Below are 24997 nucleotides of genomic sequence, written 5' to 3'. Positions count from 1 at the left end.
GTCGCGATCTGGCGTGCTGCTCCGCGCTGATAGGCAACGCGAAATCCGGATCGACGCCTAGCAGGCTGAGAGTAGCTTATGATTTTTGCAGTGCAACAAAAAATGTGCGGGCGCTTGCTACGCCGCACCAAAATTGTTGCGATGCAGCAAAAGCTGTACTAGCATCCCCGATGGGTGGGCCCAACAGCGGTCGAGTTACATGCTGCATGTCTTGTACCTTGTGCATGACGTATCCGACCCGGCGGTGCGCCGGAGAATACAGATGCTCAAGGCAGGCGGCGCCAGGGTCACCCTGGCGGGCTTCCGCCGCACCACCAGCCCGGTCGCCGAGATCGAAGGCATCGAGCCTGTCGACCTTGGCGCGACGCGCGACGGCCGATTCGCGCAGCGCATCGGCGCTGTCGCCAAGGCAGCCATATCGATCGGCGCGAAGCTGGGCGCCGTGCCCAAGCCTGATCTCATCATCGCGCGCAACCTCGAAATGCTGGCGCTGGCCCGCCGCGCCAACGGCGCGCTCGGGGCGAGCGTGCCGATCGTCTATGAATGCCTCGATATCCATCGCCTGGTGCTGCGCGACGACTTCGTCGGCAGGACGCTGCGTGGCGCCGAACGCCATCTCGCGCGCGACGTGAAGCTTCTGGTAACGAGCTCGCCGGCTTTCATCGCCAATTACTTCGAGCCTTTCGGGCAGATCGGCGCACCTGTCGAGCTGATAGAAAACAAATATTTCGAGGCAGCATCCGTCGTCGCCGCGCATTCTGTCGAGGACGACAGCCCGTCGCCGCCGCCCTGGCGTATCGGCTGGTTCGGCGCGCTGCGCTGCCGCCGCTCGCTGGAGCTGCTGGCCGATTTCACCCGCCGGCAGGCGGGCCGTTTCGAAGTCGTGCTCAGGGGCCGTCCGGCGCTGTCCGAATTTCCGGACTTTCCCGGTTTCGTCGAGGCCGAGCCGTGGCTTTCCTTCCGCGGCCCCTATCGCAATCCGGAGGACATGGCAGCCATCTACGGTGAGGTGCATTTCTCCTGGGCGATCGATTTTTTCGAAGCCGGTCAGAATTCGGAATGGCTGCTTCCCAACCGTCTCTATGAAGGCTGCCGCTTCGGCGCCGTGCCGATCTCCATGGCGGACACCGAAACCGGCAGGTTCCTGAAGCAGCGGGATATCGGCGTGCTTCTGCCCGAAGCGACGCCCGAAAGCCTCGAGGCGATGCTGAGCCGGATTGATCAAGATGAATATCGCGACCTGAGGTCGCGCGTGTCGGCGCGCAATCCGAAGACCTGGAGCTACGACCGCAGCGACTGCGCGGCCTTCGTCGACAAGCTGCGCGGCCTCGCCGCCGTGCCTTCGGCTTTTGCGACACAGGCGGCCGCGTGATGGCGCAACAGGGCGAACAAAAACCGACGGCGCAGGCTACCCCCTCGATCCTGATCGTCATTCCCTGCCTCAACGAGGCCGCCCATATCGGCGGCCTGCTCGACCAATTGCGGCCGGCGGCGGCACGGCTGGGCGGCCGCATCGTCGTCGCCGACGGCGGCAGCACGGACGGCACGCAAGCCATCGTCGAAAACATCGTGGCGAAGGATCCCCGGGTCATCCTGCTCGCCAATCCGAAGCGCCTCCAGAGCGCCGCCATCAATCTCGCGGTGACGGCCCTTGGCGAAGGCGCCGACTATCTCATTCGCATCGACGCGCATGGCGGCTATCCGGACGACTACTGCGATCGGCTGGTCGCGGAGGCCCTTGCCACCGGCGCCGATTCGGTCGTCGTTTCGATGCTGACCGCCGGCACCGGGGCCGTGCAGAAGGCGGTCGCGGCGGCGCAGAATTCCAAGCTCGGCACCGGCGGCTCGAAGCACCGGCACATGTCCGAAGGCGAATGGGTCGACCACGGCCACCACGCGCTGATGAGCGTCGCCGCCTTCAGGCATGTCGGCGGCTACGACGAGAGCTTCAGCCATAATGAGGACGCCGAGCTCGACTACCGCCTGCGTCAGGCCGGCTACCGCATCTGGATGAGCGGCAGGACACAGATGGTCTATTATCCGCGCTCGACGCTGAAGAGCCTCTATTTCCAGTATCTCGGCTATGGCCGCGGTCGCGCCAGGAACGTGCTGAAGCACCGCATGGTGCCGAAGGTTCGGCAGATGATCCCGCTGCTGGTTGCGCCCGTGGTGCTGCTCGCCCTGTTCTCCTTCGTCCACTGGCTGGCGGCGGTGCCGTTCCTGCTGTGGGCGGCGGTGTGCCTCGGCTACGGCGCGGTCACCGCGACACGCCAACGCAACGCCAGCATAGCGCTGGCTGGGGTTTCGGCAATGGTCATGCATTTCGGCTGGTCGGCCGGTTTCTGGCAGCAGCTTCTGGCGTCTCGATTGCAGCGCAAGGTGGCGTGATGACCGGGCGCTCGATCGACATCTGCATCTGCACTTTCCGTCGGCCGGAGCTGGCCGACACGTTGCGCTCCGTCGCCGCGCTGGAGAAGCCGGCGGGAGCCGAGATTGGCATCGTCGTTGCCGACAATGACGATGAGCCCGGCGCGCAGAAGCTGGTGAAAGCATTGGCCGAGGAATTGAAGCTGCCGGTCCGCTATCGTCACGCGCCGGCGCGCAACATCTCGATTGCCCGCAACGCCTGTCTCGACGCCAGCGTGTCGGACTTCGTTGCCTTCATCGATGACGACGAGACGGCATCGCCCCGCTGGCTGGTCGAATTGATGGCGGCGGCCGATGCCACGGGCGCTGCGGCGGTGCTGGGTCCGGTGCGGGCGCATTACCGCCCCGACGCGCCGGACTGGATGCAGAAGGGCGACTTCCATTCCACCTTGCCGGTCTGGGTGCGCGGCGAGATCCGTACCGGCTACACCTGCAACGTCTTGCTCAAAATGGCCGACGCGAGCCTTCGCGGCCGGCGCTTCAGCCTGGCGCGCGGCCAGACCGGCGGCGAGGACACCGAGTTCTTCGATGCCATGGTCAAGGCCGGCGGCCGCATCGCCTTTGCTCCGCAAGCCTTCGTCGACGAGGTCGTACCGCGTGCCAGGGCCGCGTTCGACTGGCTGCGCCGCCGCCGCTTCCGCTTCGGCCAGACGCATGGCCACCTGATAGGACACAGCGCCGGCGGGTTGCGTCGCGCCGGTCAGGTCGGGCTCGCTTCGGCCAAGGCTGCCTACTGCTTCGGCATGGCTATTTTGACCGCCATCAGCCCGGTGCAGCGGAACCGCAGCGTGCTGCGCGGCATTATGCACGTTGGTGTCGTCAGCGGTTTGATCGGCGTCCGTGAAATCCGCCAATACGGCCTCACGTCGCCAGAACAAGGGAACAAGCGTGCAGCCTGACGTCAGCTTCGTCATCGCCGCCTATAACGCCGAGGCGACTCTCGACCGCGCCATCGCCGGCGCGATCGCGCAACTCGGCGTGACCGTCGAGGTCATCGTCGTCGACGACCAGTCGAGCGACGGCACGCTGGATGTGGCGCGTGCTTATCCGCAAGATGTCGTCAAGGTGGTGGCGCTGCCCGCCAATCGCGGTCCGGGCGGCGCCCGCAATGCCGGCCTCGACCTGGCGCGCGGCCGCTGGGTCGCGGTGCTCGATTCCGACGACGCGGTCCTTCCCGGCCGCCTGGCCACGATGATCTCCCGCGCCGAAGCGGCGGGCGCACAGATTGCGGTCGACAATGTGCAGATCGTGCGCGAGGACGGCACGCCCGACGACACCATGTTCCCGGCCGGCTATCTCGAAGACTTGCGCGAAATCTCGCTGGCCGACTACATCGCCGGCAATCTGGTCTTCGAATCGCGCTTCAATTTCGGCTATCTCAAGCCGATCTTCCAGCGCCGTTTCCTCAACGACAACAAGCTGCGCTACGACGAGAAGCTGCGCATAGGCGAGGACTACATTCTGCTCGCAAGCGCGCTGGCCAGCGGCGGCCGTTGCGTGGTCGAGCCGACCGTCGGTTATGCCTACCACATCCGCACCGGCTCGATCTCGCGCGTGCTCGGACTGCATCACGTTGAGGCGATGACGCGCGCCGATGCCGGGTTCGCGGCGGCATATCCCATGGACAGCGACGCAAAGGCGGCTTTCGCCAGGCGTGGCCGCAGCCTGCGCAAGGCGGCGTCGTTCCTGTCCCTGGTTCAGCACATCAAGGCACGCGCCCCGCTCAAGGCGATCGGCGCGGCGCTCAGGGATCCGGTCGCCATCGGGCATATGTCGATGCCGATCGCGGTTCGGCTCAGAAGGCTTGCGGCGCAAATTCGCCGTGGGCGTGGGGAGATTAAGCATGCGGGCGATTTGATAGCCGGCGACAGGTAGAAATCTTTTCTCTCAGAAGGAAGAGCAGATGCAGAAAGTCAGGAAGGCAGTCATCCCGGTGGCGGGGCTCGGAACGCGGTTCCTGCCGGCGACCAAGTCGATGCCGAAGGAGATGCTGCCCGTCGTCGACAAGCCTGTCGTGCAATATGCCGTCGACGAGGCGTTCGAAGCCGGCATCGAGCACATCGTCTTCGTCACCGGCCGCAACAAGGCGGTCATCGAGGATTATTTCGACCTACATCCTGAACTGATCGGCACGCTGGAGCAGACCGGCAAGAAGGCGCAACTCGAAGCGCTGGAAAGCCTGCTGCCGGAGGCCGGCGCCACCTCCTTCATCCGTCAGCAGTCGCCGCAGGGCCTCGGCCACGCCGTATGGTGCGCGCGCGAGGTGATCGGCAATGAGCCTTTCGCGCTGCTGCTTCCCGACATGGTGTCCTTCGGCGCGCGCGGCTGCCTCGCCGAGACGGTCGATCTCTATCAGCGGACCGGCGGCAATGTGATCGCCGTCGAGCGCTGCGACCCGGCCGAAACCAGCAAATACGGCATTGTCGGCCGCGGCGCCGACGTGGCATCCGGCTTCGAAGTGACGGCGATGGTCGAAAAACCCGCGCCGGCCAATGCGCCGTCGAATTTCTACATCAACGGCCGCTACGTTCTGCAGCCGGAGATCTTTGCGCTGCTCGGCAATCAGCAGCGCGGCGCCGGCAACGAAATCCAGCTCACCGACGCCATGGTGCGGCTGGCCCAAAGCCAGTCTTTCTACGCCCGGCCTTTCGACGGCCGCATGTTCGACTGCGGCTCCAAGGAGGGCTTCATCGAGGCCACCATCGCCTTCGCCCTGGCGCGCGACGACATGAAGGGCCCTGTCTTGGAGATGCTGCAGCAATTTGTCCGGTCGCATGAGCGCCGGGAAGTGGCCGCATAATGCCCATCTTTCGGGTGCATATGCGGTTTCGCGATGGCGCGACAGCCACACCAGCGCCCGGGCCTTCCGGCCCGGCGCATCCTGGCAGCAACGTTGCGCGGTCTTTTCTGGTCACGACGCCGATCTACCAAGGCCGATAGCGCCTGCAACCTGGAATTGGACCGAAAATGAACTATGCCACCTTCCCCCTCGACAAGAGGATGCCGTTGCCCAGCACCGATCCGGAAAAGGGTGAAGACTTCATCGATATCGAGCGTCTGCTTGGCATGGCCGCCCGACAGGCCAAGGTGGTGGCGGTCTGCGCCATTATCGGTCTGTGCCTGGGCGTCATCTATCTGCAGACTACGCCCAAGCAGTATACGGCGGTCGCCAGCGTTTTGATCGATGAAGGGCTGAACAAGGTCGTCGACGACATCTCGGCTGCGAGCGCCACGGTACAAACGGACGCGACGATTCTCAGCCAGATAGAGGTTCTCAACTCGGCACGGCTGGCGTCTGTGGTGGTCGACAAGCTGAAGCTCGATCAAAACCCGGACTTCATGAGCCCGCCGCAGTCGGCTTTGGCCAAAGGTGTGGGGTTCCTGCGCAGTATTGTCGGCTATTTCCGCGGCAGCTCGGCAAACGAGCTCCCCGGCATCGAGAATGTCGACGCCGCGACGCGCGAAGCCATGATCAAGACCGCGACCCACGATTACGCGGTTCTCATGCTGCAGACCGGGTTGATGGCGGATCGCGTCGGCCGTGCCAACGTCATCAGCATCGGTTATCAGTCGACAAATCCGGCACTCGCCACGGCCATCACCAAGGCCTATGCCGACGCCTATCTGGCCGACCAGCTCAACGCCAGCTTCGACGCCACCGAGCGCGCGGCCTTGTGGCTGCAGGGCCGGCTCACGGAGTTGCGTGAGAGCTCTCAGCGGGCAGCCCTGGCCGTCGAGAAGTTCAGGGCCGAACATGGATTGTCTGCCAACAGCGACGGCCAGCTCCTGAGCGACAAGCAGCTCGCCGATCTCAACGCACAGCTCATCGTCGCCCAGGCCGATACCGCCAGAGCCAGCGCCCGTTATCAGCAATACAAGGCGATCGTCGAAAGCGGTTCCGAAAGCGCCTTTAACGATTCGGCCATCGGCGCCGACCAGCCGAGCAGCTCGGTCATCATCGCGCTCAAGACCCGCTATCTGGCCATTGCCAAGCGCCTGCAGGATGTCGAGACGAATTTCGGCAAGGATCACCCGCAAGCGGTCGCGCTGGCCAAGGAAAAGGCCGATGTCTCGGCGCAGATCTTCGGCCAGTTGAAACAGCTCACCGAAAGCTACCGCAACGATTTCGAGGTGGCGCAGGCGCGCGAAACGGCTTTGCGCGACAAGATTTCCACCGCCGCCGGCAAGAGCTCGATCGACAACCAGTCGCAGGTGAAGCTCAAGGAGCTCGATCAGCAGGCACAGGCGCTCACCACGCTCTATCAGACCTTCCTCAGCCGCTATGAGGAAGCTTCGCAGCAGCAATCCTTCCCGGTCGGCAAGGTCCGCATCATTTCCGACGCGACGATGCCGCTCGCGGCTTCCAGCCCGCGCACCTTGCGCGTGCTGGCGCTCTCGCTGGTGCTCGGCCTGATGCTTGGCGCCGGCTTCGGCGGCCTCAACGAGTTCAACGAGCGTTTCTTCAGGACGGGCGAGGACGTTCGCGACCGCGTCGGCCTGAAATTCCTCGGCTATCTGCCGACGATCGGCGGCGGCAAGGCCAAGGATACCAAAGCCGACGACCTGCCGGCCGACGGCAAGGTGGCCAGCCTCTCCGCGGCTGAGAGACGGGCGCGCATGCGCGTCAGCATCGACGCTCCGGCTTCGATGTTCGCCGAGACGCTGCGCAACGCCAAGATCGCCTTCGACGTGGTGATGGAAGACCGCAGCAGCCGGGTCATCGGCGTCATTTCGGTGCTGCCTGGGGAAGGCAAGTCGACAGTGGCCGCGAACCTCGCCGGCCTGCTCGCGGCCAACGGTGCCAAGACCTTGCTCATCGACGGCGACCTGCGCAATCCGGGCCTGAGCCGCAGCCTCGGCATGGAGGCCGAGCAGGGCCTGATGGAAGCGGTAGTCAACGGCCAGAGCTGGCAGTCCGTCGGCAAGGTCGACCGCCAGACCAAGCTGGCGATCATTCCCGCCGTGCTGCGCGGCCAATTCTCGCACACCAGCGAGCTTCTGGGTTCGGCCGGCATGCGGCGCTTCGTCGAAAACGCCAAGGAGACGTTCGAATACATCATCGTCGACCTGCCGCCGCTCGGACCCGTCGTCGACGCCAAGGCCTTCGCGCCGCTGGTCGACGGCTTTGTGCTGGTCACCGAATGGGGCCGCACGCCGCGCAACATGGTGCGCTCGATGCTGGAATCCGAGCCCTATATCGCCAATAAGGTGATCGGCGCGGTGCTCAACAAGGTCGATCTGAAGAAGCTGGCGAAATACGGCTCGCTCGGCGGCTCGGAGAGGTTCTTCGACCGCTATTCGAGCTACTATCTGGAAAAATCGGAGCAGCGCCCCAAGCAGGCCGCCTGAGGGGTGTTTCCGTTCGGAAAGACAGAGATCGGGGGCGGTTCAGCCTAGGAGCGTGAACCGTCCTTAATCCCGCGAAGACAGCAGCCGGCCGTATTTGCCGACGATCCTGAGCGCCGTCAGTCGTCCCGTTTGAAAGGCGCCGGTGTCGATGTCGAGCCGGCGTCCGTCGAGTGACGGAACATCCACGATCGTGTGTCCGTGCACCACCCAGCGGTCGAGGCGGTGCGCCGCCTGGAAGAACTCCTCGCGGATGTTGAGCAGATCGCCCTCGTCCTGCGCCTCGAGCGCGACGCCGGGACGGATGCCGGCATGCACGAAGACGAAATGCTCGGAGCAGACCATCGCCGGCAGCGTGCGCAGGAAGTCGACATGGCTGGCTGGAATGGCCTCGCGTATGCGCGCATCCGCCTGCTCGCTCGAACCGTAGAGGCTTATCAGCCGGTCAGGGTCAACGCCGTAGGAGAACAGGGTTTCGCGGCCGCCATAGCCGAGCCAGGTTTCACGCGAGAGATGACCGTCCAGATAGAGGAGCAGCGCGACTTCATGATTTCCCACGAGGCAGATGCGCTGGAAGCCCTTCGGCGGCGGCGCCATCAGATGGTCGATCACGCGCCGCGAATGCGGCCCGCGGTCGATATAGTCGCCCAGCATGATGATGATCTTGCGACCGCTGAAGCGCTGCGCATCGATCTGGATCTTTTGCTCCAGCGCGCGCAGTTCGTCGTGGCAGCCATGCACGTCGCCGATTGCGTAGACGACCATGTCGCGCATGTCCATGACGAGGCGCTCGCGTGGCGCGGGTCGAGGGCGTCTCGATCGTTGGAAAAGATTCACGGATTGAGGCTCGGCTACTTGCACTGATCTGCGCCTCGATATCATGCCGAATGCAAACAATTCCACACCGGCGCGCGATCGGCAGTCGCGTCGTCAGGCGGCCTTCAACCGATAGCGGAACAGCGTGTGGTCCAAGAGCAGCCAGATGCGCGGCTCGGCCTCGGTCGCGATCAGCCAGCTCACCGCGATCATGGCCGCGCCGACGACATCATGGATGAGATAGAGCGGATAGGTCATCGGCCCGATCCGCCGCCAGCCGGGCCAGGAAAGGTCGAGGCGCAGCGACAATGCCATCAGCGCGACAGCCGCCATATAGTGATAGAACATCACCATGACGGCGGCCGGCAATCGCAGTATGTCGACACCGCCGAATGTCGTCTTGTGCTGGGCCATGCCGTGCCTTCGGTATGGCCCCCCACGCAAACTTTAAAGTTTATTGCTGCGCTGCACAATAAGCGATTGCAGTGCGGTGCAAATTGGTAAATTGATCCTTACCGCGGTCGTCTGCCGGCGACTACACCCCGATGCCGCGTCCCTTCAGCGCCGCCGTGATCTCGTCCAGGATCGCCGGATCGTCGATCGTCGCCGGCATGGTCCATTCCTCCTTGTCGGCGATCTTCTGCATCGTGCCGCGCAGGATCTTGCCGGAGCGGGTCTTGGGCAGCCGCTTGATCGTCACCACGGTCTTGAAGGCCGCAATCGGGCCGATCCGCTCGCGCACCAGCCCGACAACCTCACTTTCGATCGTGCCGCTATCGCGCGACACGCCGGCATTGAGCACCACGAAGCCGAGCGGCACCTGGCCCTTCATGGCATCGGCAATGCCAATGACCGCGCATTCGGCGACATCGGGATGAGCCGCCAGCACCTCTTCCATGGCGCCGGTCGAGAGCCGGTGGCCGGCGACGTTGATAATGTCATCGGTGCGGGCCATCACATAGAGGTAGCCGTCCTCGTCCATTATGCCGGCGTCGGCCGTCTTGTAGTAGCCGGGGAACTCCTCGAGGTAAGCCTGGCGGAAACGGGCGTCGGCGTTCCACAGCGTCGGCAGGCAGCCGGCGGGCAGCGGCAGCTTGACCACGACATTGCCGAGCGTGCCGCGCGCCACCTCGTGGCCGGCATCGTCGAGGATGCGAATGTCGTAGCCCGGCATCGGCACCCCGGGCGAGCCGTATTTCACCGGTAACAGCCCGAGCCCCGCCGGATTGATCGTCATCGGCGAGCCGGTCTCGGTCTGCCACCAATGGTCGATGACGGGACGGTCGAGCTTCTGCTCCGCCCATTTGATCGTTTCGGGATCGGCGCGCTCGCCGGCAAGGAACAGCGTGCGGAACTTCGACAGGTCGTATTTCGGCACGAACTCGCCCTTGGGATCCTGCCCCTTGATGGCGCGGAACGCGGTCGGCGCGGTGAACAGCGCCACCACGCCATGCTGCGAGATCACCCGCCAGTAGGTGCCGGCATCCGGCGTGCCGATCGGCTTTCCCTCGAACAGCACGCTCGTGCAGCCATGCAGAAGCGGTCCGTAGACGATATAGGAATGGCCGACCACCCAGCCGACATCGGAAGCCGCCCAGAACACCTCGCCCGGCTTGACGCCGAACTCGTTGTCCATGGTCCATTTCAGCGCGACCATGTGGCCGCCATTGTCGCGCACGATGCCTTTCGGCTGGCCCGTGGTGCCGGAGGTGTAGATGATGTAGAGCGGGTCGGTGGCTAAAACCGGCACGCAGTCGACATTGGCGCCGGCGGCGCGTTCGCGCGCAACCGCATCGGCATAGTCGAAGTCGTAATTGTCCTTCATCTCGCAGCGCAGCTGCTCGCGCTGCAGGATGAGGCAGGCGTCCGGCTTGTGCTTCGATATCTCGATCGCCTTGTCGAGCAGCGGCTTGTAGGCGACGACGCGGCCTGGCTCCAGGCCGCAGGAGGCGGTGATGATCAGCTTCGGCTTGGCGTCGTCGATGCGGGTGGCGAGCTCGTGCGAGGCGAAGCCGCCGAACACCACCGAGTGCACAGCGCCCAGCCTCGCGCAGGCAAGCATGGCGATAGCGGCTTCCGCCACCATCGGCATGTAGATGATGACGCGGTCGCCCTTGCCGATGCCGCGATGCCTCAGCACCGACGCCAACGCGACGACCTCGCGCTTTAGCTCTGCATAGGTGAATTTCCGCACCGTGCCGGTGATCGCGCTGTCGTGGATCAGCGCCAGTTGGTCGGCGCGGCCGCCCGCCACATGGCGGTCGATGGCGTTGAAGCAGGTGTTGCAGCTGGCGCCGACGAACCAGCGGCCATAAACGCCGGCTTTTGGATCGAAGACACTTTCGGCCGGCCTATACCAGTCGATCGCCTTGGCCGCCTCGGCCCAGAACCCCACGGGGTCGCGTTTCCAGCTCTCATAGACTTCGCGGTAGCGTGAGGCCATCGACTTTCCTCCCCAGGAACATTCCGTCGTCTGGCCATAGCCTAAGCCGCTTCTCGCGGCCATGTCTCCCTGCATTTTGATCGACGTTTCTTGTCAAAGTTCCCCAGCGGCATTTCGCTTGGAGCGCCGTTCTGCCGGTCGCGGATTGAAAGCCGGCTTAGAGCGGCAGTGCCGCCAGCATCAGCCCGACGCCGCCGGCGATCAGAATGGCGGCCGCCAATGCCTTGCGATGACGCTCGAAAGTCGTCGGAGCCCGATCCCAATTGTAACGCATGGCACTATCTCCCCAAAAACCCCGGCGACTTCACAGCTTATTTAAGGAAAGAAATGCAATCCCCGCTTTTGGTCAGCTAGACAACCATTCGATGATTGTCGTTTTGCGGCCATAGAGACGCTGAAGTCGCACTCCGTCGATTCCGTCAAAAGACAAAAGCCAGCTTGGCTGAGCCCAGCAGGCTTCCCTTTTTTGATTGCGAAATACGCAGCAATAAGTGGCGTCACATGTTGTGGATCCTCAGAACTTGTAGGCGATGCCGATCCGAACGTCGTTGGTGGATAGGTCAACATTCCAGTCCGTCCAGACTGGGTCGACGATGTGCTTATCGCCGAAGTCTGTGTAACGATACTCGACCCGCAACACTACATGCTCGGTCATCGCATAGTCCACACCGGCGCCTAAGGTCCAGCCGGTGAAGGTATTGGTATGAGAGTAGGGAACTCCTGCGGCTGTTTGGAAGTTCTCGTAGCGGCCGACGGCCAGCCCGCCTGTCACAAAAGGCAGGAATTGGCCTGCTGCATAGCCAAGCCGCCCGCGTAGCGAGCCAGTCCACTTGAGGTCGGATCCATAACTGAAGGTTGGATCGTTCACACCAGCACTGATACCGCGAACGCCCTTCGAGTCGATATTCGAAAAATTGAAGTCGCCTTCGACGCCCAGAACGACGCCGTTCGAAAGCTGATAGTTGTAGCCGGCATATAAACCGCCGAGCCAGCCCTTCGGATCGAGCGGTACGTTGTAGTCGATGCCGTCGAAATCTTGGGTGGAATTGCCCCAGCCATAACCGGCATCAGCGCCGACATAAATACCCGACCAATTATAGACGGCAGTATCTTGCGGCGCGAAGACGTCGGCAGCAAACGAAGTGTGAGCAAACCCCACCAGGAAAGTTGAAGAAAGGATGAGCCTTTTCATAGATGCCCCCAAATCCGAAGAATGCCAACGTCGAATACCATAGCCATCGCTTTTTGGTCATCGAAAGAACACCTTTTTGTCGCGATTTGGTCAGGATTGTTGCCGGATTGCCACAAGCTGTCCGATGCATCCGCACAGGCTGCCAACTCCTGACGGCACCATGCAGCAATGGACAGCACTGCCTTGTCGCGCTACTTGCTCTGCGGCATTCTTGCTGGACTGGAGGGCGCATGGCTGAAATCGGCTCTGGAACGGTGCTGCGCATGGCGGACGATGCGTCCGTGCAGCATGTCGGCGATGGCGCGGTCGTGCTTTTGGCGCGCAGCGGCCAGCTTTACACCTGCAACGACACGACCGAGGCTTTTCTCGACAAGGTGAACGGCGCGCGCAAGCTCGACCAGATCGTCGATCTGCTGTCGGAGGAATTCGAGGTCGACAAGGCAACGCTCGATCAGGATATGGCCGAATTGGCCGCCGAGCTGGTGGCTGAAGGCATCCTCGCTGACCCGGACGCGTGATGGCCGACGGACCGGTCCTGCGCGCCCTGTTCCGCGTCCATTTGTGGCTCAGCGCCCGGCTGATGCCGGTGCTGGTCGGCCGGCGCGATTTCGAAAGCGTGTTGAAACTGGCGCCGCTGCAGTCGCCCGCACCCTATCGGGACTTGCCCTGGACCTACATCGTCCATCGCGTCAAGCGGACGGTGCGACGCCCCTGGCTGATGCGCGACCGCAGATGCCTTCGCGAAGGTCTGCTCGGCTTCCGCTTTCTGCGCATGGCCGGTCTTAAACCAGAGCTGCGTTTCGGCGTCGACGCCAGGTCGATGCACGAGCCTCGCCTGTCGGCGCATTGCTGGGTCTGCCTCGACGGCAAGCCGGTGGTCAGCGACAGCCAGCCCGGCATGGTGGAGATCTACCGCCACCCGGCCAGCATGAAGGCGCCAGCCGCTTGAGCGAGCAGACTTTCCGCTATGATCTCAACGGCCAGGTCATAGGCATCACCGCCGCGCGCGCTGATCTGTGGCCGAGCTTCGACCTGATGCTCGGCGCCCTGCGTGTGAACGAGCCTGTCCAGCCCGGTTTTCGCGTCAACATTGTCGAAACGCTTGAGTTGCACGAGAACCCCAAAGGAAAGCTGGCTTTCGACGGCGACGTGCCGCTGGACGGCCATTGCCGCATGATCGACGCCGGAAGCGTCTTCCATCTCGTCTTTCCGGGCCAGCAGACGCTATCGATCCACGACGGCGAGGGCCGGGCCGAAATCCGTCTTCATCCGGACAGCAAGATCAAATGGACCCTGCTGATGATGGTGCTGGATGCAGCGCTCGATGCGGACGGCCAGCATATGCTGCACACCGCGGGTCTTACCTTGCCTGGAAAGGACAGCCTGGTTCTCATTCATGCGCCAAGCGGCACGGGCAAGTCCACCACATCGCTCGCGCTTGCCTCGCGGGGCTTCGGCCTCTGCTCGGACGACGTGATGATCCTCAACGCAAGCGCGCAGGGCATCGCGGCCTGGGGCATGCCGCGCAAGGTGAAGGTCCACCGCAACACGGCGGCGATGCTGCCCTTCGTTGCGCCCTGCCTGGGCGAGAAGTGGGACGCCGAGGATGAGCAATCCGTTTCGCTGGACCGCCTTGGCGAAATCATCCGTGTCGAAGATGTGCGCGCCAGGCCCGTCGCGGCGCTCCTGCACCTTGCACGCTCGGCAGACGCCGTGACTCGGCTGCGGCCGATGGCCAGGACAGACGCCATGGTGGCTTTGGCCACCGACAATGTAAGGACCGGCATGACCGGCCTGCTGTCGCTGCAGAAAAGGCGCATGGCGACGATCGCGACGCTGGTGAAGGCGGTGCCGACCTTCACGCTGGAAGTCGGGGCAAGTCCGGCCGAGGCGGCGGAGTTGATCCAGGCTGCGCTGCCAAGTTGACGCGTGCTCAGTCCTTCGCGCCGAAACGCCGGATGTCGAGGGATGGCTGCTCTCGACCGCGGTGGCGAGGTTTTGACTGCCAACGCAAGAACAGCCGGGACAGCTTGTTGTAGACCAGATGCACGACGCGCGCGTCGGCGCAGTCGAATTCCACAAGTCCCCGTCGGCATTTCGCGGCTTCGCCGCTGGGTGGTCCCAGGCGGCGGATCGGCTGAGCGAGCCGGACCGGTCTGCCATTGATCAGGACACTGACCGGAACACTCGACCCGACGATCCGGCATAGCCGCGCGACATGCTCGCTTGAAAATTGTTTGCCGACGATAAACGGGCCGCGCTCGATGCGCGCCCAGACATAGGCCCCATCCGGCTGGGGCATTCCGGCAAGCCTGCCCCTGCAAAACTCAGGCGCAACATCCGTCGCGAGCACAGCCATTGCGTTGGCCAGGGCCTGGTTCACCGTTGCGGCCGAACGCCAATCCTCTGCTGCAAAGCTAACCTGCGCCAGGATATCGCCCGCATCGAAGCCGGATGTCATCTTGTGCAAGGTCACGCCGCCATGGGCTTCATGCATCTGGTCGATAATTAGCCGGTGCATTGGATGCGGGCCGCGATAGTGCGGCAGAAGCGCGGGATGCAGGTTGAGGCCGCCCTTCGGAAACAGCTCCAGCACGGTTTGCGGGATCAGTTTGCCGTATCCGAAACAGATCAAAAGATCGGCGCGGGCCGCGCTGAGCCGCGGCCCAAGCGCATCCCAGTCATGGGGCGGGCTGAATTCGATCAATGGGGGCATGGCGTGGCCGAGATGAGACCTCAACGCAAACCGCCGCCGCAGGCGGCGGCGCACGGCACTGAAGCTGAAGCGCTTGCCGGCAAGTGGGCCCGGCACGACCACGGCAGCAACGCGATGGCCGTTATCTGCCCAGCGCGCAAGCATGGGCGCAGTGACGGACGAAATCTCGGTGATGAATACGGCCGAGAGCGGGTTCTCCATGCCGAGCTCAGACTGGATACGGTCGCGGCCGCGCCAGCCTCTGCACCCAGCGGAAGGCATCGCGGCTGAGGCGCGAGCGCAGCTTTTCGCGGGAATTGACCCGAAGCAGCATGTTGCCGGTGATCAGCCATTTCGCCAACCGTATCGAGAGGTCCGGCTTGATGCGGTCGGCAAGCTCGATCGCGCGCGGCGCGTCGAACAGGCGTCCGGTGACGTTGAGGACTGTGGCCAGCTCGAGCTCGATGCCGGTCATGCAGGCGGCATCGAGCAGCCGCGCTTCCTCTTGAGACGATTTCAGCGCCCGCACCGCCTGCAGCACGTCGACGCAGAGCTGCAGGCGGTGGAACTTGTGGCCGCCGGCGGCATGCACGATGGCGATGGTGAGCAGCGCGGCCGGCGTGTCGGTTTCGCCGCCGTCGATCGCCTGCAACTCGCGGAAGCCAAGCGACAGTCGTCTGCGCATGCCGGTGTCGTGCACCAGATTGCCATGCAATTCGATCAGCAGGCTGGAGTTCTCTTTCTCCAGCCATTTGAATTCCTGCAGTTCATGCGACGCGGCCTCGTCACTGCCGAGCTCGAAGCCGCATTCGCCGATGGTCTTGTTGGCCGCCTCGATGCTGGCGGGGTCGACGAGAATGTCGATGTCGGTGAAGGGACGGTCCGCAACCTGGCTGTAAAGCTTGCGCGCGAACACCGGCCCCTTAACGATCCGGGCCGGCACGCCCTTTGCCGCCAGCGCTTTCATGATGCGGTCGCCATGGTACTGCAGCAGCATCGATTGGCCGGTCGCCATCGTCGCCTCGTCGCGCAACTCCGACAGTCTCCGCTGCAGGGTTGCGTCCTGCGGCAGTCGGGCGTCACCGATCTCCCTGAGTTTGCGCAGCATGATCGGCAGCACGCCGTGGAACTCAGCGTTGGCGAGCAGCGCCAGCAAGGTTGCGGCCGCAGTGCCATCGCCAATGGCGGCCGATGCCTCTGGGTCGGCGAAGGTCAGCAGCAGTTTTTCATCGGCAGGCGCAAGAGAAGGCAGCATCAACCCGGACGGCGTTCGAATGATAGGAACAAGCCCATGCTTACAGAAAAGCACACTGGAAACCAGTGCGCGGCGGCAAAGCCGGCTTGTGAGTTTGACTTTCCGCGCGGATCGTCCATTCTGTGGATTGATCCGGAGGGTGTTGGAAATGACGAAGAAGAAATATGAGGCGCCGTTGCTGCGCAAGGCTGGAAAACTCTCCAGCGTGGTGGCCGTGGCGTCAAAGACGCTTTGAGGCGTCGGGCTTCGGTCTTGGCTGAAGCCGGCTATATCCCCCAGCGCAGCGCTGCTGTGTGTACCGGCGCGTCCCAAAGTGCTGACGTTTCGTCGTCCAGCATGGTCAGCGTGATCGAGCATCCCGCCATGTCGAGCGAGGTCACATAGGACCCGACGAGCGAGCGGACCACCGTCACGCCCTGCCTCTCGAACACCCTGCGGGCGCTGTTGTACATCAGATAGAGCTCCATCGACGGCGTGCCGCCGAAGCCGTTGACGAACAGCAGTGCCGGCCCTTTGGCGCGATCGCCGAAGTCGCCGGCAATCGCGGCGCAAACCTCCTCGGCGATGGCGTCGGCGCTCTTCAGCGTGTCGCGCCGACGGCCGGGCTCGCCATGGATGCCGACGCCGAATTCCATCTCCACGTCGCCTATCACGAAGGTCGGCTTGCCAGCGGCGGGCACCGTGCCGCTGGTCAGAGCCACGCCCATCGAGCGTGTCGCGGCGTTGACGCGGTCGCCCAGCGCCTTGAGGTCGGGCAGGGCTATGCCCTGCTCGGCGGCGGCGCCGACGATCTTTTCCACCACCAGCGTGCCGGCGACGCCGCGCCGTCCGGTCGTGTAGGACGAGTTCTCGACCGCGACGTCGTCATTGGTCACCACCTGCAGCACGCCGTCCGCCATCTCGGCCGCCATGTCGAAATTCATCACATCGCCTTCGTAGTTCTTGACGATGAACAGGCAGCCGGCGCCGGTGTCGACGTCCTGGACGGCCGCGAGCATCTGGTCGGGCGTGGGCGAGGTGAAGACCTGGCCGGGGCAGGCGGCGTCCAGCATGCCGTGGCCGACAAAGCCGCCATGCAGCGGCTCGTGGCCGGATCCGCCGCCCGAGATCAGCGCCACCTTGCCTGGCTTCAACGCCCTGCGGCGGATGAATTTGTGGTCGTCGCCAAGCACGAGTATGTCGGCATGAGCGGCCGCAAAGCCATCGAGGCTTTCGGCCAGGACCGTGTCCACCGAATTGATAAATTTTTTCATGGCAGTCCTCCCGACTGTCTTTAGTTTACGCAATCCCGAACGGAAAACCGCTACAGACTTTCCGGGAATTGCTTTGCTTTAGCCGCTGCCCTTGCCGGCGATGCTGGTTATCTTCTGGATGAATTCGTTGATCGCCCGGTCGAGCGCGGCGTTCTGCCTGTCGTCGCCGAAATCCGGCACGATGAGTGAGACATGGCGTGTCTTGCGCGGCCCGGAGGCCGCGGGCGCCTTGCCGGGATGCGCCTGGTGATAGGCGGCCATGAACTGGTCGCGCTCGGTCTGGCTGAAGTGGCAGACGGAAAAGATGGCCGGCAAATGCCTTGACGGGATCGGGATCGAATAGGTCGGGCTGGAGATCTGCGTGACGAAGCTGCGGTGCTTGCCGAGCGCGTCGGCAAGACGCTGGCGCATGCCCGACGGGCGCTGGTCGATCACCTGCGACAGGATCGTCTTGTAGGCGCGGATCGCCTCCTCCGAGCCTGTTTCCGATATCTTCTCGGTCCTGGCCATGCCGCGTCTACACTGGAACATCCGCGATGGCCGCCTTGGCCATGGCGAGTTGCGCAGGGGCGACCGACAGGTCGCGCAGACCCGCCTCGAGCAGCGCCGGGATAGCGGCCGGATCGCCGCCCGCATCGCCGCAAAGGCTGACCGGAATGCCCTTCTCCTGCCCGAAGGCCGCGACCGAAGCGATCAGCCGCATCACCGCCGGGTTGCAGACGGAGTTGAGATGCGCGACCGCCGCATTGTCCCGCGCCGCCGCCATCACATATTGCGTCAGGTCGTTGGAGCCGATCGAGAAGAAGGCGACATCGGCGAAATCCTCCGGCGTCAGCGCGACGGACGGCACCTCGACCATGATGCCAAGTGGCGGAAGCCGGTGCGCGACGCCCTGCGCGGCAAGCGCGGCTTGTTCTTCCGCGAACAGCGCGGCGGCGTGGCTGTACTCCTCGGGCGTGGCGATCATCGGGAACATCACCTTCAGATTGCCGTGGATGGCAGCGCGCAGCAATGCCCGGATCTGCACGCGGAAGATATCGCGCCGCGCCAGCGAAAGTCTTATGCCGCGCAGACCGAGAAACGGGTTGGTTTCCTCGATGGTGAAACCCGGCACCGGCTTGTCGCCGCCGGCATCGACGGTGCGAATGGTCACCGGCTTGTCGCCGGCCCATTCCAGCACCATGCGGTAGGCACGGTATTGCGTCTCCTCGTCCGGCAGCGTTTTGCCGAACAGGAATTCGGTCCGCATCAGGCCGACACCGTCACAGGTGGCGATATCGATGCCGTCGACATCCGAAGGATAGGCGATGTTCACCTGTACGCGCACGGCGGTGCCGGCCTTGGTCACCGCCGGCTCAGTCAGGAATGTCTTCGCCGCGCCCAGCCGGTCAGAGAAGGAGGAGGCGGATTGCCGGAAGGCTTCGATTTCGGCCGGCGACGGCGAGAAAATGATCGCGCCGCGTTCGGCATCGAGCAGCGCGACACCGGTGAGCGTTTCAGCCTCGTCGCCAAGACCGACGACCATCGGCACGCCGCGCGAGCGCGCCAGCATCGCGACATGACTGGCGGTGCTGCCGCGCTTGAGCGCGATGCCGCCGCCCTCGCTCCAATCGGTTTCGAGGAAGCGCGTCGGCGCGATGTCCTCGCCGTAGAGGATCGCGCCCGGGGGCGCCGCGGCCTCGCTGTCCTCGCTCAGCGCGCGCAGCACCTGGTCGCGGATGTCACGCAAATCCGCGGCGCGGGCGCGGAAATAGTCCTGATCCGACGCTTCGTAGCCGGCGATCTCGCTGTCCAGCACTGCGCGCCAGGCGGCGTCCGCGGGCTGCCCGGAGCCGATCGCCGCCAAGGCCGGACCGCTCAATGCGTCGTCCTCCAACATGGCGATGTGGAATTCGAGGATGCCGGCGGCGTCGCCATTGGCTGTTTCGACCAGCGCCGCCAGCCGGCCGACGGCCTTGCCGATTGCGCTCACCAATGCCGCTTGTTCTTCCTCGGCGCTCGCCTTGGCCTTGTAGCTGGCCGGAGGCTGGTCGAGGTCGAACAGCGGGCCTTCGGCGTAGCCGGGTGAGGCGGGGCTACCCTCAACCCGCATGGCTCGCATTCCTTGCGGGCCTGGCGACATTCAGATCGGTCTCAAGCGGACCGGGCATGATCCGCGTCCTCGTCGAAGTCACGCTGCACCAGATCGACCAGTGCTTTCACCGCCTGGGTCGCGCCATCGCCCTTGGCTCGGATATGCAGCATGGTCCCTTTCGGCGCCTTGGCCGCCATCACCTTGACGATGCTCTTGGCGTCGAACCAGGGGCCGTTGGCCGCCACCGCCACTTCCACCTCGGCCGCGAACGACTTGGCAAGCTTGGTGAACTTCACCGAAGGGCGCGCGTGCAGTCCCACCGCGTGGGTTATCAGGACCGTTGCTTCGGCGGATGCGGACATTCAGTCGGTTCCCGTTCGTTCACGACGGCGACAATTCATGCGCCGTCGCCACCACTTCCTTGAGCGAGGCGCCGCCGGAGGATTCGGTTGCCGCCATCACCGCGCCCTCGACGATCGGCGCGTTGCAGACGACTATTCTGTGGGAGCGCGGCTCGCCGATCATCTCGACCGCCATCTCCGAGTTGGTCTCGGCGCCGCCGAGATCGACCAGGATGGCGACACCCGCTTCCGACCAGGCCTTGTCGATCGCGCCCATGATCGCCTCGACGCTGGTGCCGAGGCCGCCATGGCCGTTTCCGCCGCACCATGCAAGCGGCACTTCGTCGCCCACCATCTGGCGCACCATATCGGCCGTGCCCTCGGCGACCAGGGGCGAATGCGACACGATGACGATACCGACATTGCTCATCAATTGCCCTCTATCGCTTCCGCGACTGCGCGCACCAGCAGCGCGGTCGAGCGCGCCCCGGCGTCCATATGCCCGATCGAGCGCTCTCCCAGGAAGGAAGCTCGCCCGCGCAGGGCCTTCATCGGCACCGTGGCCTCGGCCGCTTTGTCGGCTGCGTCGGCGATCTCGCCAGCCGTCTTGCCTTGCGCCAATGCCTCATACACCGGCTGCAGCACGTCGAGCATGGTTTTTTGTCCCGGCTGCGATTTGCCGCGCGCCGCGACCGCCTCGATCGCCTTGCCCAGCGCCGCCGCCAGCCCGTTTCGATCCGGTGCCGCGGGCAGGTCCTTGCCGAGCGCCATGAACAACGTGCCGAACAGCGGGCCGGAGGCACCGCCGACAGTCATCACCAGCTTGGTGCCGACCGCCTTCAACGCCTCGGGGAGCGGCTTCGCTACGAAAGTATCCGCCTCGGCACGCACGGCCTCGAAGCCGCGCTTCATGTTCAGCCCGTGGTCGCCGTCGCCGATCGCCTGGTCGAGCGCGGTCAATTCCTCGGCATGTGCCGCGATCGTATCGGCGGCCGCCGCGATCAATCGGGAGAAATCGGCTGGCGCCATTTCCTGTCCTTCATGCCGGGGCGAACAGCGCCGCCACGGCGGCGAAAACCTCAGCGACCGCGAAGGCGCCGGGATCCGCGACGTCGAGCTGCCTGCCGATATAGGCGGAACGGCCGGCCTTCGCCTTCCGCATCGCGGCGGTTGCCTCGGCGCCTTGCCGCGCCGCTTCTGCCGCCGCTTCCAGCCCGCTTGCATCAAGCGCCCGCAGTGCGGGCTCCAGCGCATCGACCATGGTGCGGTCGCCGACCTTGGCGCCGCCGTAGAAGGTCGTGCGGTCGAGCCCGGCGAGCAGCGCCTTGGGTAAAGTTGCGCCGAAACGCAAAGTCTGTGCGGCGGCGGTGAAGAAGATCGACAACAGCACGCCGCTGGAGCCGCCCATCGAGGTGCCCAACGTATCGCCGATTGCGGCAAATGTCGCGGCCTTGTCGGCGAGCGGCAGCGTGTCGATGCGCTCGAGAATGCTGCGCGCTCCCGTCGCCACGGTCGAGCCGGTGTCGCCGTCACCTGCCTTGGCGTCCAGCGCGTTGAGGGGTTCTTCTAGCGCGATCAGCCTTTGGCAGGCAGCTCTGATCAGCCGCTCGGCGGCCACATCGCGGCTGGCGGGCTTTGTGGCTGTGCCGATGGCAGGCTTGGCCATCGCGATAACGACCGGCTGACGAACCGGCTTCGCGGGCAGCCAGGCATGCGGGCCGACCGGCGCCAGCAGCGCCGCCTCGCGTCCCGCGTCGAGCTTGAGCAACGACAGCGAGAAGCCGTTCATGTTGAGCGCCGTCATCAGATGCCCGGGGCCGATCGTCAGCGCCACGGCCTCCGCCAGCGGCGAGGACAAGACGGCGTTGGCGATCAAAGACATTTCGAGCGGCGGCACCGAGCCGAGATTGTTGATCAGCAAGGCATAACGGCTGCCTGCATCGAGCCGCGCGGCGAGGCGTTCGGCCATGATGGCGACGAGCGAGCTGGCGCTCTGCAGCGCGATGCGCTCGACGCCCGGCTCGCCATGAATGCCGAGGCCGAGCTCGCCGTCTTCGGCGCCGAAGCGCTCCTCGTGCGCCTGTCCGGGGATCGAGCAGGAGGAAAGCGAGATGCCGAGCGAAACGATATCCTTAGCCGCCGCGCGCGCCGCTGCGGCAACCGATGCCAAGTCATGGCCGGCTTCCGACAGGTGACCGGCGATCTTGTGCACGAACAGCGTGCCGGCAACGCCGCGCGGCTGCGCGATGTCCGGAAGCGCGATGTCGTCGGCGACGATCACCATCTCGACCGCAAGGCCCTCGGCGCGCGCCTTTTCCGCGGCCAGTCCGAAATTAAGCCGGTCGCCGGTGTAGTTCTTGACAATCAGCAGGCAGCCGGCCGGTCCCGTCGTCGCGCGGATCGCCGCCAGCACCGCCTCGACGCTGGGCGAAGCGAAGATCTCGCCGGAGACGGCCGCCGTCAGCATCCCGGCCCCGACGAAGCCGGCATGCGAGGGTTCATGCCCGGCGCCGCCGCCCGAAACGATCGCCACCTTCGACTTGTCCCAGTCGGCGCGCAGCACGACCTTGATCTCGGGATAGCCGTCGAGGCGGGCCAGCGCGCCCGATCCCGCCGTGGCGAGGAAGCCGTCCAGCGCCTCGGTGACGATCGTGTCCTTGCGGTTGAAAAAGTGCTTCATGAATTTCGTCCAGTCCGTATCTGCGGTCGTCAATCGGTTTGTAAATTTATGCGCGAGCCGGCTACATCAATCTTTGCCCGTCCGAGCCGAAATAGAGCGGCGCTGTATAGCGGATCGTCACCTTATCCCCTTTGGCTAAAGGCGTGTCCGGATCGGTGAGCGTTACCAGCTTCTTCGGCCCAACCGTCACATGCAGGTGGTTCTGGTCGCCGAGATGCTCGACCCAGTCGACGACGCCGTCAGCATGACCGTTCAGCGCCTTCTCGATCGCGAGATGCTCGGTGCGGGCGCCGATCGTCGTCGTTCCGGTCGGGGCGCCGCCGTCAGGCAGCAGTCCGGCCGGCAGAAGGTTGATAGCCGGCTGGCCGAGGCGGGCTGCGACATGGAGATTAGCCGGCTCAGAATAGATCGTGCGCGGGGTGCCGATCTGCACCAGCATGCCGTCGGCGAGAATGCCGATGCGGTCGGCCATGGTCATCGCCTCGATCTGGTCGTGCGTGACATAGAGCATGGTGGCGCCGAGCTCGGACTGGATGCGCTTCAGCTCGAGCCTGAGATCGGCGCGCAGCTTGGCGTCGAGCGAGGACAGCGGCTCGTCCATCAGGTAGATCGCGGGCTTGCGCACCAGGGCACGGCCGATGGCGACTCGCTGCATCTCGCCGCCGGACAGTTTCGTCGAGCGGTTGTCGAGCTTGTGGTCGATGCGCACCATGCGCGCGACTTCCTCGACGCGCCGCCGCACAGCCTCTTCGGGAAACCGCCGCGCCGGCGAGCGCAGCGGGAAGGCGAGATTGTCGAACACCGAAAGATGCGGATAGAGCGAATATTGCTGGAAGACGAAGGCGGTGTCGCGTTCGGCCGGCGACAGCGCCGTCGCGTCATGGCCGCCGATGTGGATCGTGCCGCTGTCCGGCCGTTCCAGTCCGGCGATCAGCCTCAGCGTCGTCGTCTTGCCGGCGCCGGTCGGCCCGAGCAGCACGACGAATTCGCCGTCCTTGATCGCGAGGTCGAGATCGTCGATCGCGACGGTGTCGCCAAAGCTCTTGGTCACGCCCTGGATGTGAACGTCAGCCATGGCGCGCCTCCGCTGCCTGATCATGCATGGCGGTCCTGACCGCGCGGCCGGAGCCCTTCTCGAACAGCGACAGCCTCGCACCGTTCAGCGCCAGCCCGACCTGTTCGCCGGGGCTGAGATGGATGCCGGCCGGCACGCGCGCCTTGATGATGCCGTCGGCCGTCTCGACGGCGACGATCTGCGTGGTGCCGAGATATTCGGTGCCGTAGATCGCGCCGCGCAGCTTCGAGCCATCGTCGAAGCGGATGTGCTCGGGCCGGATGCCGAGTGCCATGTCGGCGGGTGCCACATCCTCGCGTACCTCCGGCACCGCGACCTTGGCGCCTTGCACGACGATCTCCTTCGCGCCCCTGGCGAGCCCGCCGCCGAATTTCAGGAAATTCATCGGCGGCGAGCCGATGAAATCGGCGACGAACATGGTTGCCGGCCGGTCGTAGATTTCGCGCGGCGTGCCGAACTGCTCGATGACGCCGTGATTCATCACCGCAATCTTGTCGGCCATCGACATGGCTTCCATCTGGTCGTGCGTGACATAGACGGTCGTTGCGTGGATGCGGTTATGCAGCTCGCGCAACTCATGCACCATCAGATCCCGGAACTCGGTATCGAGGGTGCCGAGCGGCTCGTCCATGAGAAAACATTTCGGCCGCCGCACGATGGCGCGGCCGAGCGCGACGCGCTGGCGGTCGCCGCCGGCAAGGCCGGAAACGGACTTGTCGAGCAGATGGTCGATGCGCAGCAGCTTTGCTGTCTCCTCGACGCGGCTTCGGATTTCGGCCGAGGGCATGCCCTGCGCCAGCAGCGGGAAGCCGATATTTTTGCGCACATTCATGTGCGGGTAGAGCGCGAAGAGCTGGAAGACGAAGGCGATGTCGCGTTCGCGCGCCCGGCGCATGGTGACGTCCTCGCCGTCGAGCAGGATCTTGCCGCCGGTCGGCAGCTCGAGACCAGCGATCATGCGCAGCGTCGTCGTCTTGCCGCAGCCGGACGGGCCGAGCATGACGAAGAACTCGCCGTCCTCGACGACGAAATTGGAATCCTGCACGGCGACGAATGCGCCGAAGGCCTTCCTCAGATTCTGAACACGGATCTCGGCCATCGTTATTCCGGGAATTTCGAGACGATGATGAACATCACCGTGCCGGCAAGCATGGTGACGAAGGAATAGGTATAGAGCGACAGCGCGAAGGGCTGGAACAGCATCAGGAAGCCGATCGCGATGATCGCGGTCGCGATGTTTTCCATCAGGCCGCGCCTTGCCCAGACGGGCCAAGAGGAGCGCTTGGAGGCAACAGAGCGGTTCATGCGTTCCTCCCTTCCTTCTCGTTCAAGGGGAGAGATGGTTGCCAGGTGGTTCCCCCACTCCGTCGCTGCTTCGCAGCGCCACCTCTCCCCCCTCC

Annotated in this window: 25 protein-coding genes; 9 read left to right on the top strand and 16 right to left on the bottom strand. The window is 64.5% G+C overall.

Annotated features, from left to right (window positions below; translation table 11 throughout):
* Positions 1-199 precede the first annotated feature (199 nt).
* The 6 genes from LB529_RS16260 to LB529_RS16235 all read left to right on the top strand — a co-directional run bounded on the left by LB529_RS16260 (position 200) and on the right by LB529_RS16235 (position 7776).
* Entirely contained in the window at positions 200-1372 is a 1173-nt protein-coding gene (locus LB529_RS16260) for a glycosyl transferase family 1 (protein ID WP_224711642.1), read from the top strand.
* Positions 1372-2388 carry a glycosyltransferase family 2 protein gene (locus tag LB529_RS16255; protein ID WP_224711641.1) on the top strand — a complete coding sequence of 339 codons (1017 nt, stop codon included), beginning with the start codon at positions 1372-1374 and terminating at the stop codon, positions 2386-2388. The genes LB529_RS16260 and LB529_RS16255 overlap by 1 nt, the downstream gene beginning before the upstream one ends.
* Positions 2388-3326, top strand: coding sequence for a glycosyltransferase (locus LB529_RS16250; protein WP_224711640.1), 939 nt, complete (start codon positions 2388-2390; stop codon positions 3324-3326). The genes LB529_RS16255 and LB529_RS16250 overlap by 1 nt, the downstream gene beginning before the upstream one ends.
* Positions 3316-4302, top strand: a complete 987-nt coding sequence (locus LB529_RS16245; protein ID WP_224711639.1) for a glycosyltransferase family 2 protein — start codon at positions 3316-3318, stop codon at positions 4300-4302. Before LB529_RS16250 ends, LB529_RS16245 begins: the two co-directional genes overlap by 11 nt.
* Positions 4303-4330: 28 nt before the next feature.
* Positions 4331-5227 carry a UTP--glucose-1-phosphate uridylyltransferase GalU gene (galU, locus tag LB529_RS16240; protein WP_224711638.1) on the top strand — a complete coding sequence of 299 codons (897 nt, stop codon included), beginning with the start codon at positions 4331-4333 and terminating at the stop codon, positions 5225-5227.
* Positions 5228-5394: 167 nt separating this feature from the next.
* Positions 5395-7776: a polysaccharide biosynthesis tyrosine autokinase gene (locus tag LB529_RS16235; RefSeq protein WP_224711637.1), complete on the top strand. Its 2382-nt coding sequence runs from the start codon at positions 5395-5397 to the stop codon at positions 7774-7776.
* Positions 7777-7839: 63 nt separating this feature from the next.
* Here LB529_RS16235 and LB529_RS16230 read toward each other — a convergent pair whose 3' ends face one another.
* From LB529_RS16230 to LB529_RS16215, 4 genes are all read right to left on the bottom strand, one after another.
* Entirely contained in the window at positions 7840-8553 is a 714-nt protein-coding gene (locus tag LB529_RS16230; protein ID WP_224527072.1) for a metallophosphoesterase, read from the bottom strand.
* A gap of 150 nt (positions 8554-8703) precedes the next feature.
* Entirely contained in the window at positions 8704-9003 is a 300-nt protein-coding gene (locus LB529_RS16225; RefSeq protein ID WP_224711636.1) for a hypothetical protein, read from the bottom strand.
* 121 nt (positions 9004-9124) lie between these two features.
* Entirely contained in the window at positions 9125-11032 is a 1908-nt protein-coding gene (locus LB529_RS16220) for a propionyl-CoA synthetase (RefSeq protein ID WP_224711635.1), read from the bottom strand.
* A 514-nt stretch (positions 11033-11546) separates the two neighbouring features.
* Positions 11547-12224, bottom strand: a complete 678-nt coding sequence (locus LB529_RS16215) for an outer membrane protein (protein ID WP_224711634.1) — start codon at positions 12222-12224, stop codon at positions 11547-11549.
* Positions 12225-12454: 230 nt separating this feature from the next.
* Here LB529_RS16215 and LB529_RS16210 point away from each other — a divergent pair, with 230 nt between their 5' ends.
* From LB529_RS16210 to LB529_RS16200, 3 genes are read left to right on the top strand one after another with little or no spacing between them, the layout of a single operon-like run.
* The gene (locus tag LB529_RS16210; protein ID WP_224603896.1) at positions 12455-12742 is read left to right on the top strand and encodes a PqqD family protein; all 288 of its coding nucleotides are present in this window, start codon (positions 12455-12457) and stop codon (positions 12740-12742) included.
* Complete coding sequence (locus tag LB529_RS16205) at positions 12742-13173, top strand: lasso peptide biosynthesis B2 protein (protein WP_140845630.1); 432 nt, start codon at positions 12742-12744, stop codon at positions 13171-13173. The genes LB529_RS16210 and LB529_RS16205 overlap by 1 nt, the downstream gene beginning before the upstream one ends.
* Complete coding sequence (locus tag LB529_RS16200) at positions 13170-14150, top strand: serine kinase (RefSeq protein ID WP_224711633.1); 981 nt, start codon at positions 13170-13172, stop codon at positions 14148-14150. Before LB529_RS16205 ends, LB529_RS16200 begins: the two co-directional genes overlap by 4 nt.
* 7 nt (positions 14151-14157) lie before the next feature.
* Here LB529_RS16200 and LB529_RS16195 read toward each other — a convergent pair whose 3' ends face one another.
* The 12 genes from LB529_RS16195 to LB529_RS16140 form a co-directional block, all read right to left on the bottom strand.
* A complete protein-coding gene (locus tag LB529_RS16195) occupies positions 14158-15141 on the bottom strand; it encodes a formyltransferase family protein (protein WP_224711632.1) in 984 nt (327 codons plus the stop codon).
* 7 nt (positions 15142-15148) lie between these two features.
* The gene (locus LB529_RS16190) at positions 15149-16174 is read right to left on the bottom strand and encodes a nucleotidyltransferase family protein (protein WP_224711631.1); all 1026 of its coding nucleotides are present in this window, start codon (positions 16172-16174) and stop codon (positions 15149-15151) included.
* Positions 16175-16440: 266 nt separating this feature from the next.
* Complete coding sequence (gene dhaK, locus LB529_RS16185; protein ID WP_224711630.1) at positions 16441-17427, bottom strand: dihydroxyacetone kinase subunit DhaK; 987 nt, start codon at positions 17425-17427, stop codon at positions 16441-16443.
* 78 nt (positions 17428-17505) lie between these two features.
* Entirely contained in the window at positions 17506-17937 is a 432-nt protein-coding gene (locus LB529_RS16180) for a hypothetical protein (protein ID WP_224711629.1), read from the bottom strand.
* Between the two features lie 7 nt (positions 17938-17944).
* Positions 17945-19519: a phosphoenolpyruvate--protein phosphotransferase gene (gene ptsP / locus LB529_RS16175; RefSeq protein ID WP_224711628.1), complete on the bottom strand. Its 1575-nt coding sequence runs from the start codon at positions 19517-19519 to the stop codon at positions 17945-17947.
* Positions 19520-19560: 41 nt separating this feature from the next.
* Positions 19561-19863 carry an HPr family phosphocarrier protein gene (locus LB529_RS16170; RefSeq protein WP_095766133.1) on the bottom strand — a complete coding sequence of 101 codons (303 nt, stop codon included), beginning with the start codon at positions 19861-19863 and terminating at the stop codon, positions 19561-19563.
* Between the two features lie 19 nt (positions 19864-19882).
* On the bottom strand, positions 19883-20272 hold the full coding sequence (dhaM, locus tag LB529_RS16165) for a dihydroxyacetone kinase phosphoryl donor subunit DhaM (RefSeq protein WP_140544084.1): 390 nt from the start codon (positions 20270-20272) through the stop codon (positions 19883-19885).
* On the bottom strand, positions 20272-20871 hold the full coding sequence (gene dhaL / locus LB529_RS16160) for a dihydroxyacetone kinase subunit DhaL (RefSeq protein ID WP_224711627.1): 600 nt from the start codon (positions 20869-20871) through the stop codon (positions 20272-20274). Before dhaL ends, dhaM begins: the two co-directional genes overlap by 1 nt.
* A 10-nt stretch (positions 20872-20881) precedes the next feature.
* The gene (locus tag LB529_RS16155; protein WP_224711626.1) at positions 20882-22522 is read right to left on the bottom strand and encodes a dihydroxyacetone kinase subunit DhaK; all 1641 of its coding nucleotides are present in this window, start codon (positions 22520-22522) and stop codon (positions 20882-20884) included.
* 61 nt (positions 22523-22583) lie between these two features.
* Positions 22584-23597 carry an ABC transporter ATP-binding protein gene (locus tag LB529_RS16150; protein WP_224711625.1) on the bottom strand — a complete coding sequence of 338 codons (1014 nt, stop codon included), beginning with the start codon at positions 23595-23597 and terminating at the stop codon, positions 22584-22586.
* Positions 23590-24696: an ABC transporter ATP-binding protein gene (locus LB529_RS16145; protein ID WP_224711624.1), complete on the bottom strand. Its 1107-nt coding sequence runs from the start codon at positions 24694-24696 to the stop codon at positions 23590-23592. The genes LB529_RS16150 and LB529_RS16145 overlap by 8 nt, the downstream gene beginning before the upstream one ends.
* A 2-nt stretch (positions 24697-24698) precedes the next feature.
* Positions 24699-24902, bottom strand: coding sequence for a hypothetical protein (locus LB529_RS16140; protein WP_224545107.1), 204 nt, complete (start codon positions 24900-24902; stop codon positions 24699-24701).
* Positions 24903-24997: the final 95 nt, after the last annotated feature.

Source organism: Mesorhizobium sp. CA5, assembly GCF_020165105.1.
Lineage (GTDB): Bacteria > Pseudomonadota > Alphaproteobacteria > Rhizobiales > Rhizobiaceae > Mesorhizobium.
Note: the sequence above shows the minus strand (reverse complement) of the source record. Positions and strands in the feature narration are given on the sequence as shown.

Coding starts and splice junctions, on each gene's coding strand:
- LB529_RS16260 (WP_224711642.1), top strand. CDS start 200: ATGCTGCATGTCTTGTACCTTGTGCATGACGTATCCGACCCGGCGGTG.
- LB529_RS16255 (WP_224711641.1), top strand. CDS start 1,372: ATGGCGCAACAGGGCGAACAAAAACCGACGGCGCAGGCTACCCCCTCG.
- LB529_RS16250 (WP_224711640.1), top strand. CDS start 2,388: ATGACCGGGCGCTCGATCGACATCTGCATCTGCACTTTCCGTCGGCCG.
- galU (WP_224711638.1), top strand. CDS start 4,331: ATGCAGAAAGTCAGGAAGGCAGTCATCCCGGTGGCGGGGCTCGGAACG.
- LB529_RS16235 (WP_224711637.1), top strand. CDS start 5,395: ATGAACTATGCCACCTTCCCCCTCGACAAGAGGATGCCGTTGCCCAGC.
- LB529_RS16230 (WP_224527072.1), bottom strand. CDS start 8,553: ATGGACATGCGCGACATGGTCGTCTACGCAATCGGCGACGTGCATGGC.
- LB529_RS16225 (WP_224711636.1), bottom strand. CDS start 9,003: ATGGCCCAGCACAAGACGACATTCGGCGGTGTCGACATACTGCGATTG.
- LB529_RS16220 (WP_224711635.1), bottom strand. CDS start 11,032: ATGGCCTCACGCTACCGCGAAGTCTATGAGAGCTGGAAACGCGACCCC.
- LB529_RS16215 (WP_224711634.1), bottom strand. CDS start 12,224: ATGAAAAGGCTCATCCTTTCTTCAACTTTCCTGGTGGGGTTTGCTCAC.
- LB529_RS16210 (WP_224603896.1), top strand. CDS start 12,455: ATGGCTGAAATCGGCTCTGGAACGGTGCTGCGCATGGCGGACGATGCG.
- LB529_RS16205 (WP_140845630.1), top strand. CDS start 12,742: ATGGCCGACGGACCGGTCCTGCGCGCCCTGTTCCGCGTCCATTTGTGG.
- LB529_RS16195 (WP_224711632.1), bottom strand. CDS start 15,141: ATGGAGAACCCGCTCTCGGCCGTATTCATCACCGAGATTTCGTCCGTC.
- LB529_RS16190 (WP_224711631.1), bottom strand. CDS start 16,174: ATGCTGCCTTCTCTTGCGCCTGCCGATGAAAAACTGCTGCTGACCTTC.
- dhaK (WP_224711630.1), bottom strand. CDS start 17,427: ATGAAAAAATTTATCAATTCGGTGGACACGGTCCTGGCCGAAAGCCTC.
- LB529_RS16180 (WP_224711629.1), bottom strand. CDS start 17,937: ATGGCCAGGACCGAGAAGATATCGGAAACAGGCTCGGAGGAGGCGATC.
- ptsP (WP_224711628.1), bottom strand. CDS start 19,519: ATGCGGGTTGAGGGTAGCCCCGCCTCACCCGGCTACGCCGAAGGCCCG.
- LB529_RS16170 (WP_095766133.1), bottom strand. CDS start 19,863: ATGTCCGCATCCGCCGAAGCAACGGTCCTGATAACCCACGCGGTGGGA.
- dhaM (WP_140544084.1), bottom strand. CDS start 20,272: ATGAGCAATGTCGGTATCGTCATCGTGTCGCATTCGCCCCTGGTCGCC.
- dhaL (WP_224711627.1), bottom strand. CDS start 20,871: ATGGCGCCAGCCGATTTCTCCCGATTGATCGCGGCGGCCGCCGATACG.
- LB529_RS16155 (WP_224711626.1), bottom strand. CDS start 22,522: ATGAAGCACTTTTTCAACCGCAAGGACACGATCGTCACCGAGGCGCTG.
- LB529_RS16150 (WP_224711625.1), bottom strand. CDS start 23,597: ATGGCTGACGTTCACATCCAGGGCGTGACCAAGAGCTTTGGCGACACC.
- LB529_RS16145 (WP_224711624.1), bottom strand. CDS start 24,696: ATGGCCGAGATCCGTGTTCAGAATCTGAGGAAGGCCTTCGGCGCATTC.
- LB529_RS16140 (WP_224545107.1), bottom strand. CDS start 24,902: ATGAACCGCTCTGTTGCCTCCAAGCGCTCCTCTTGGCCCGTCTGGGCA.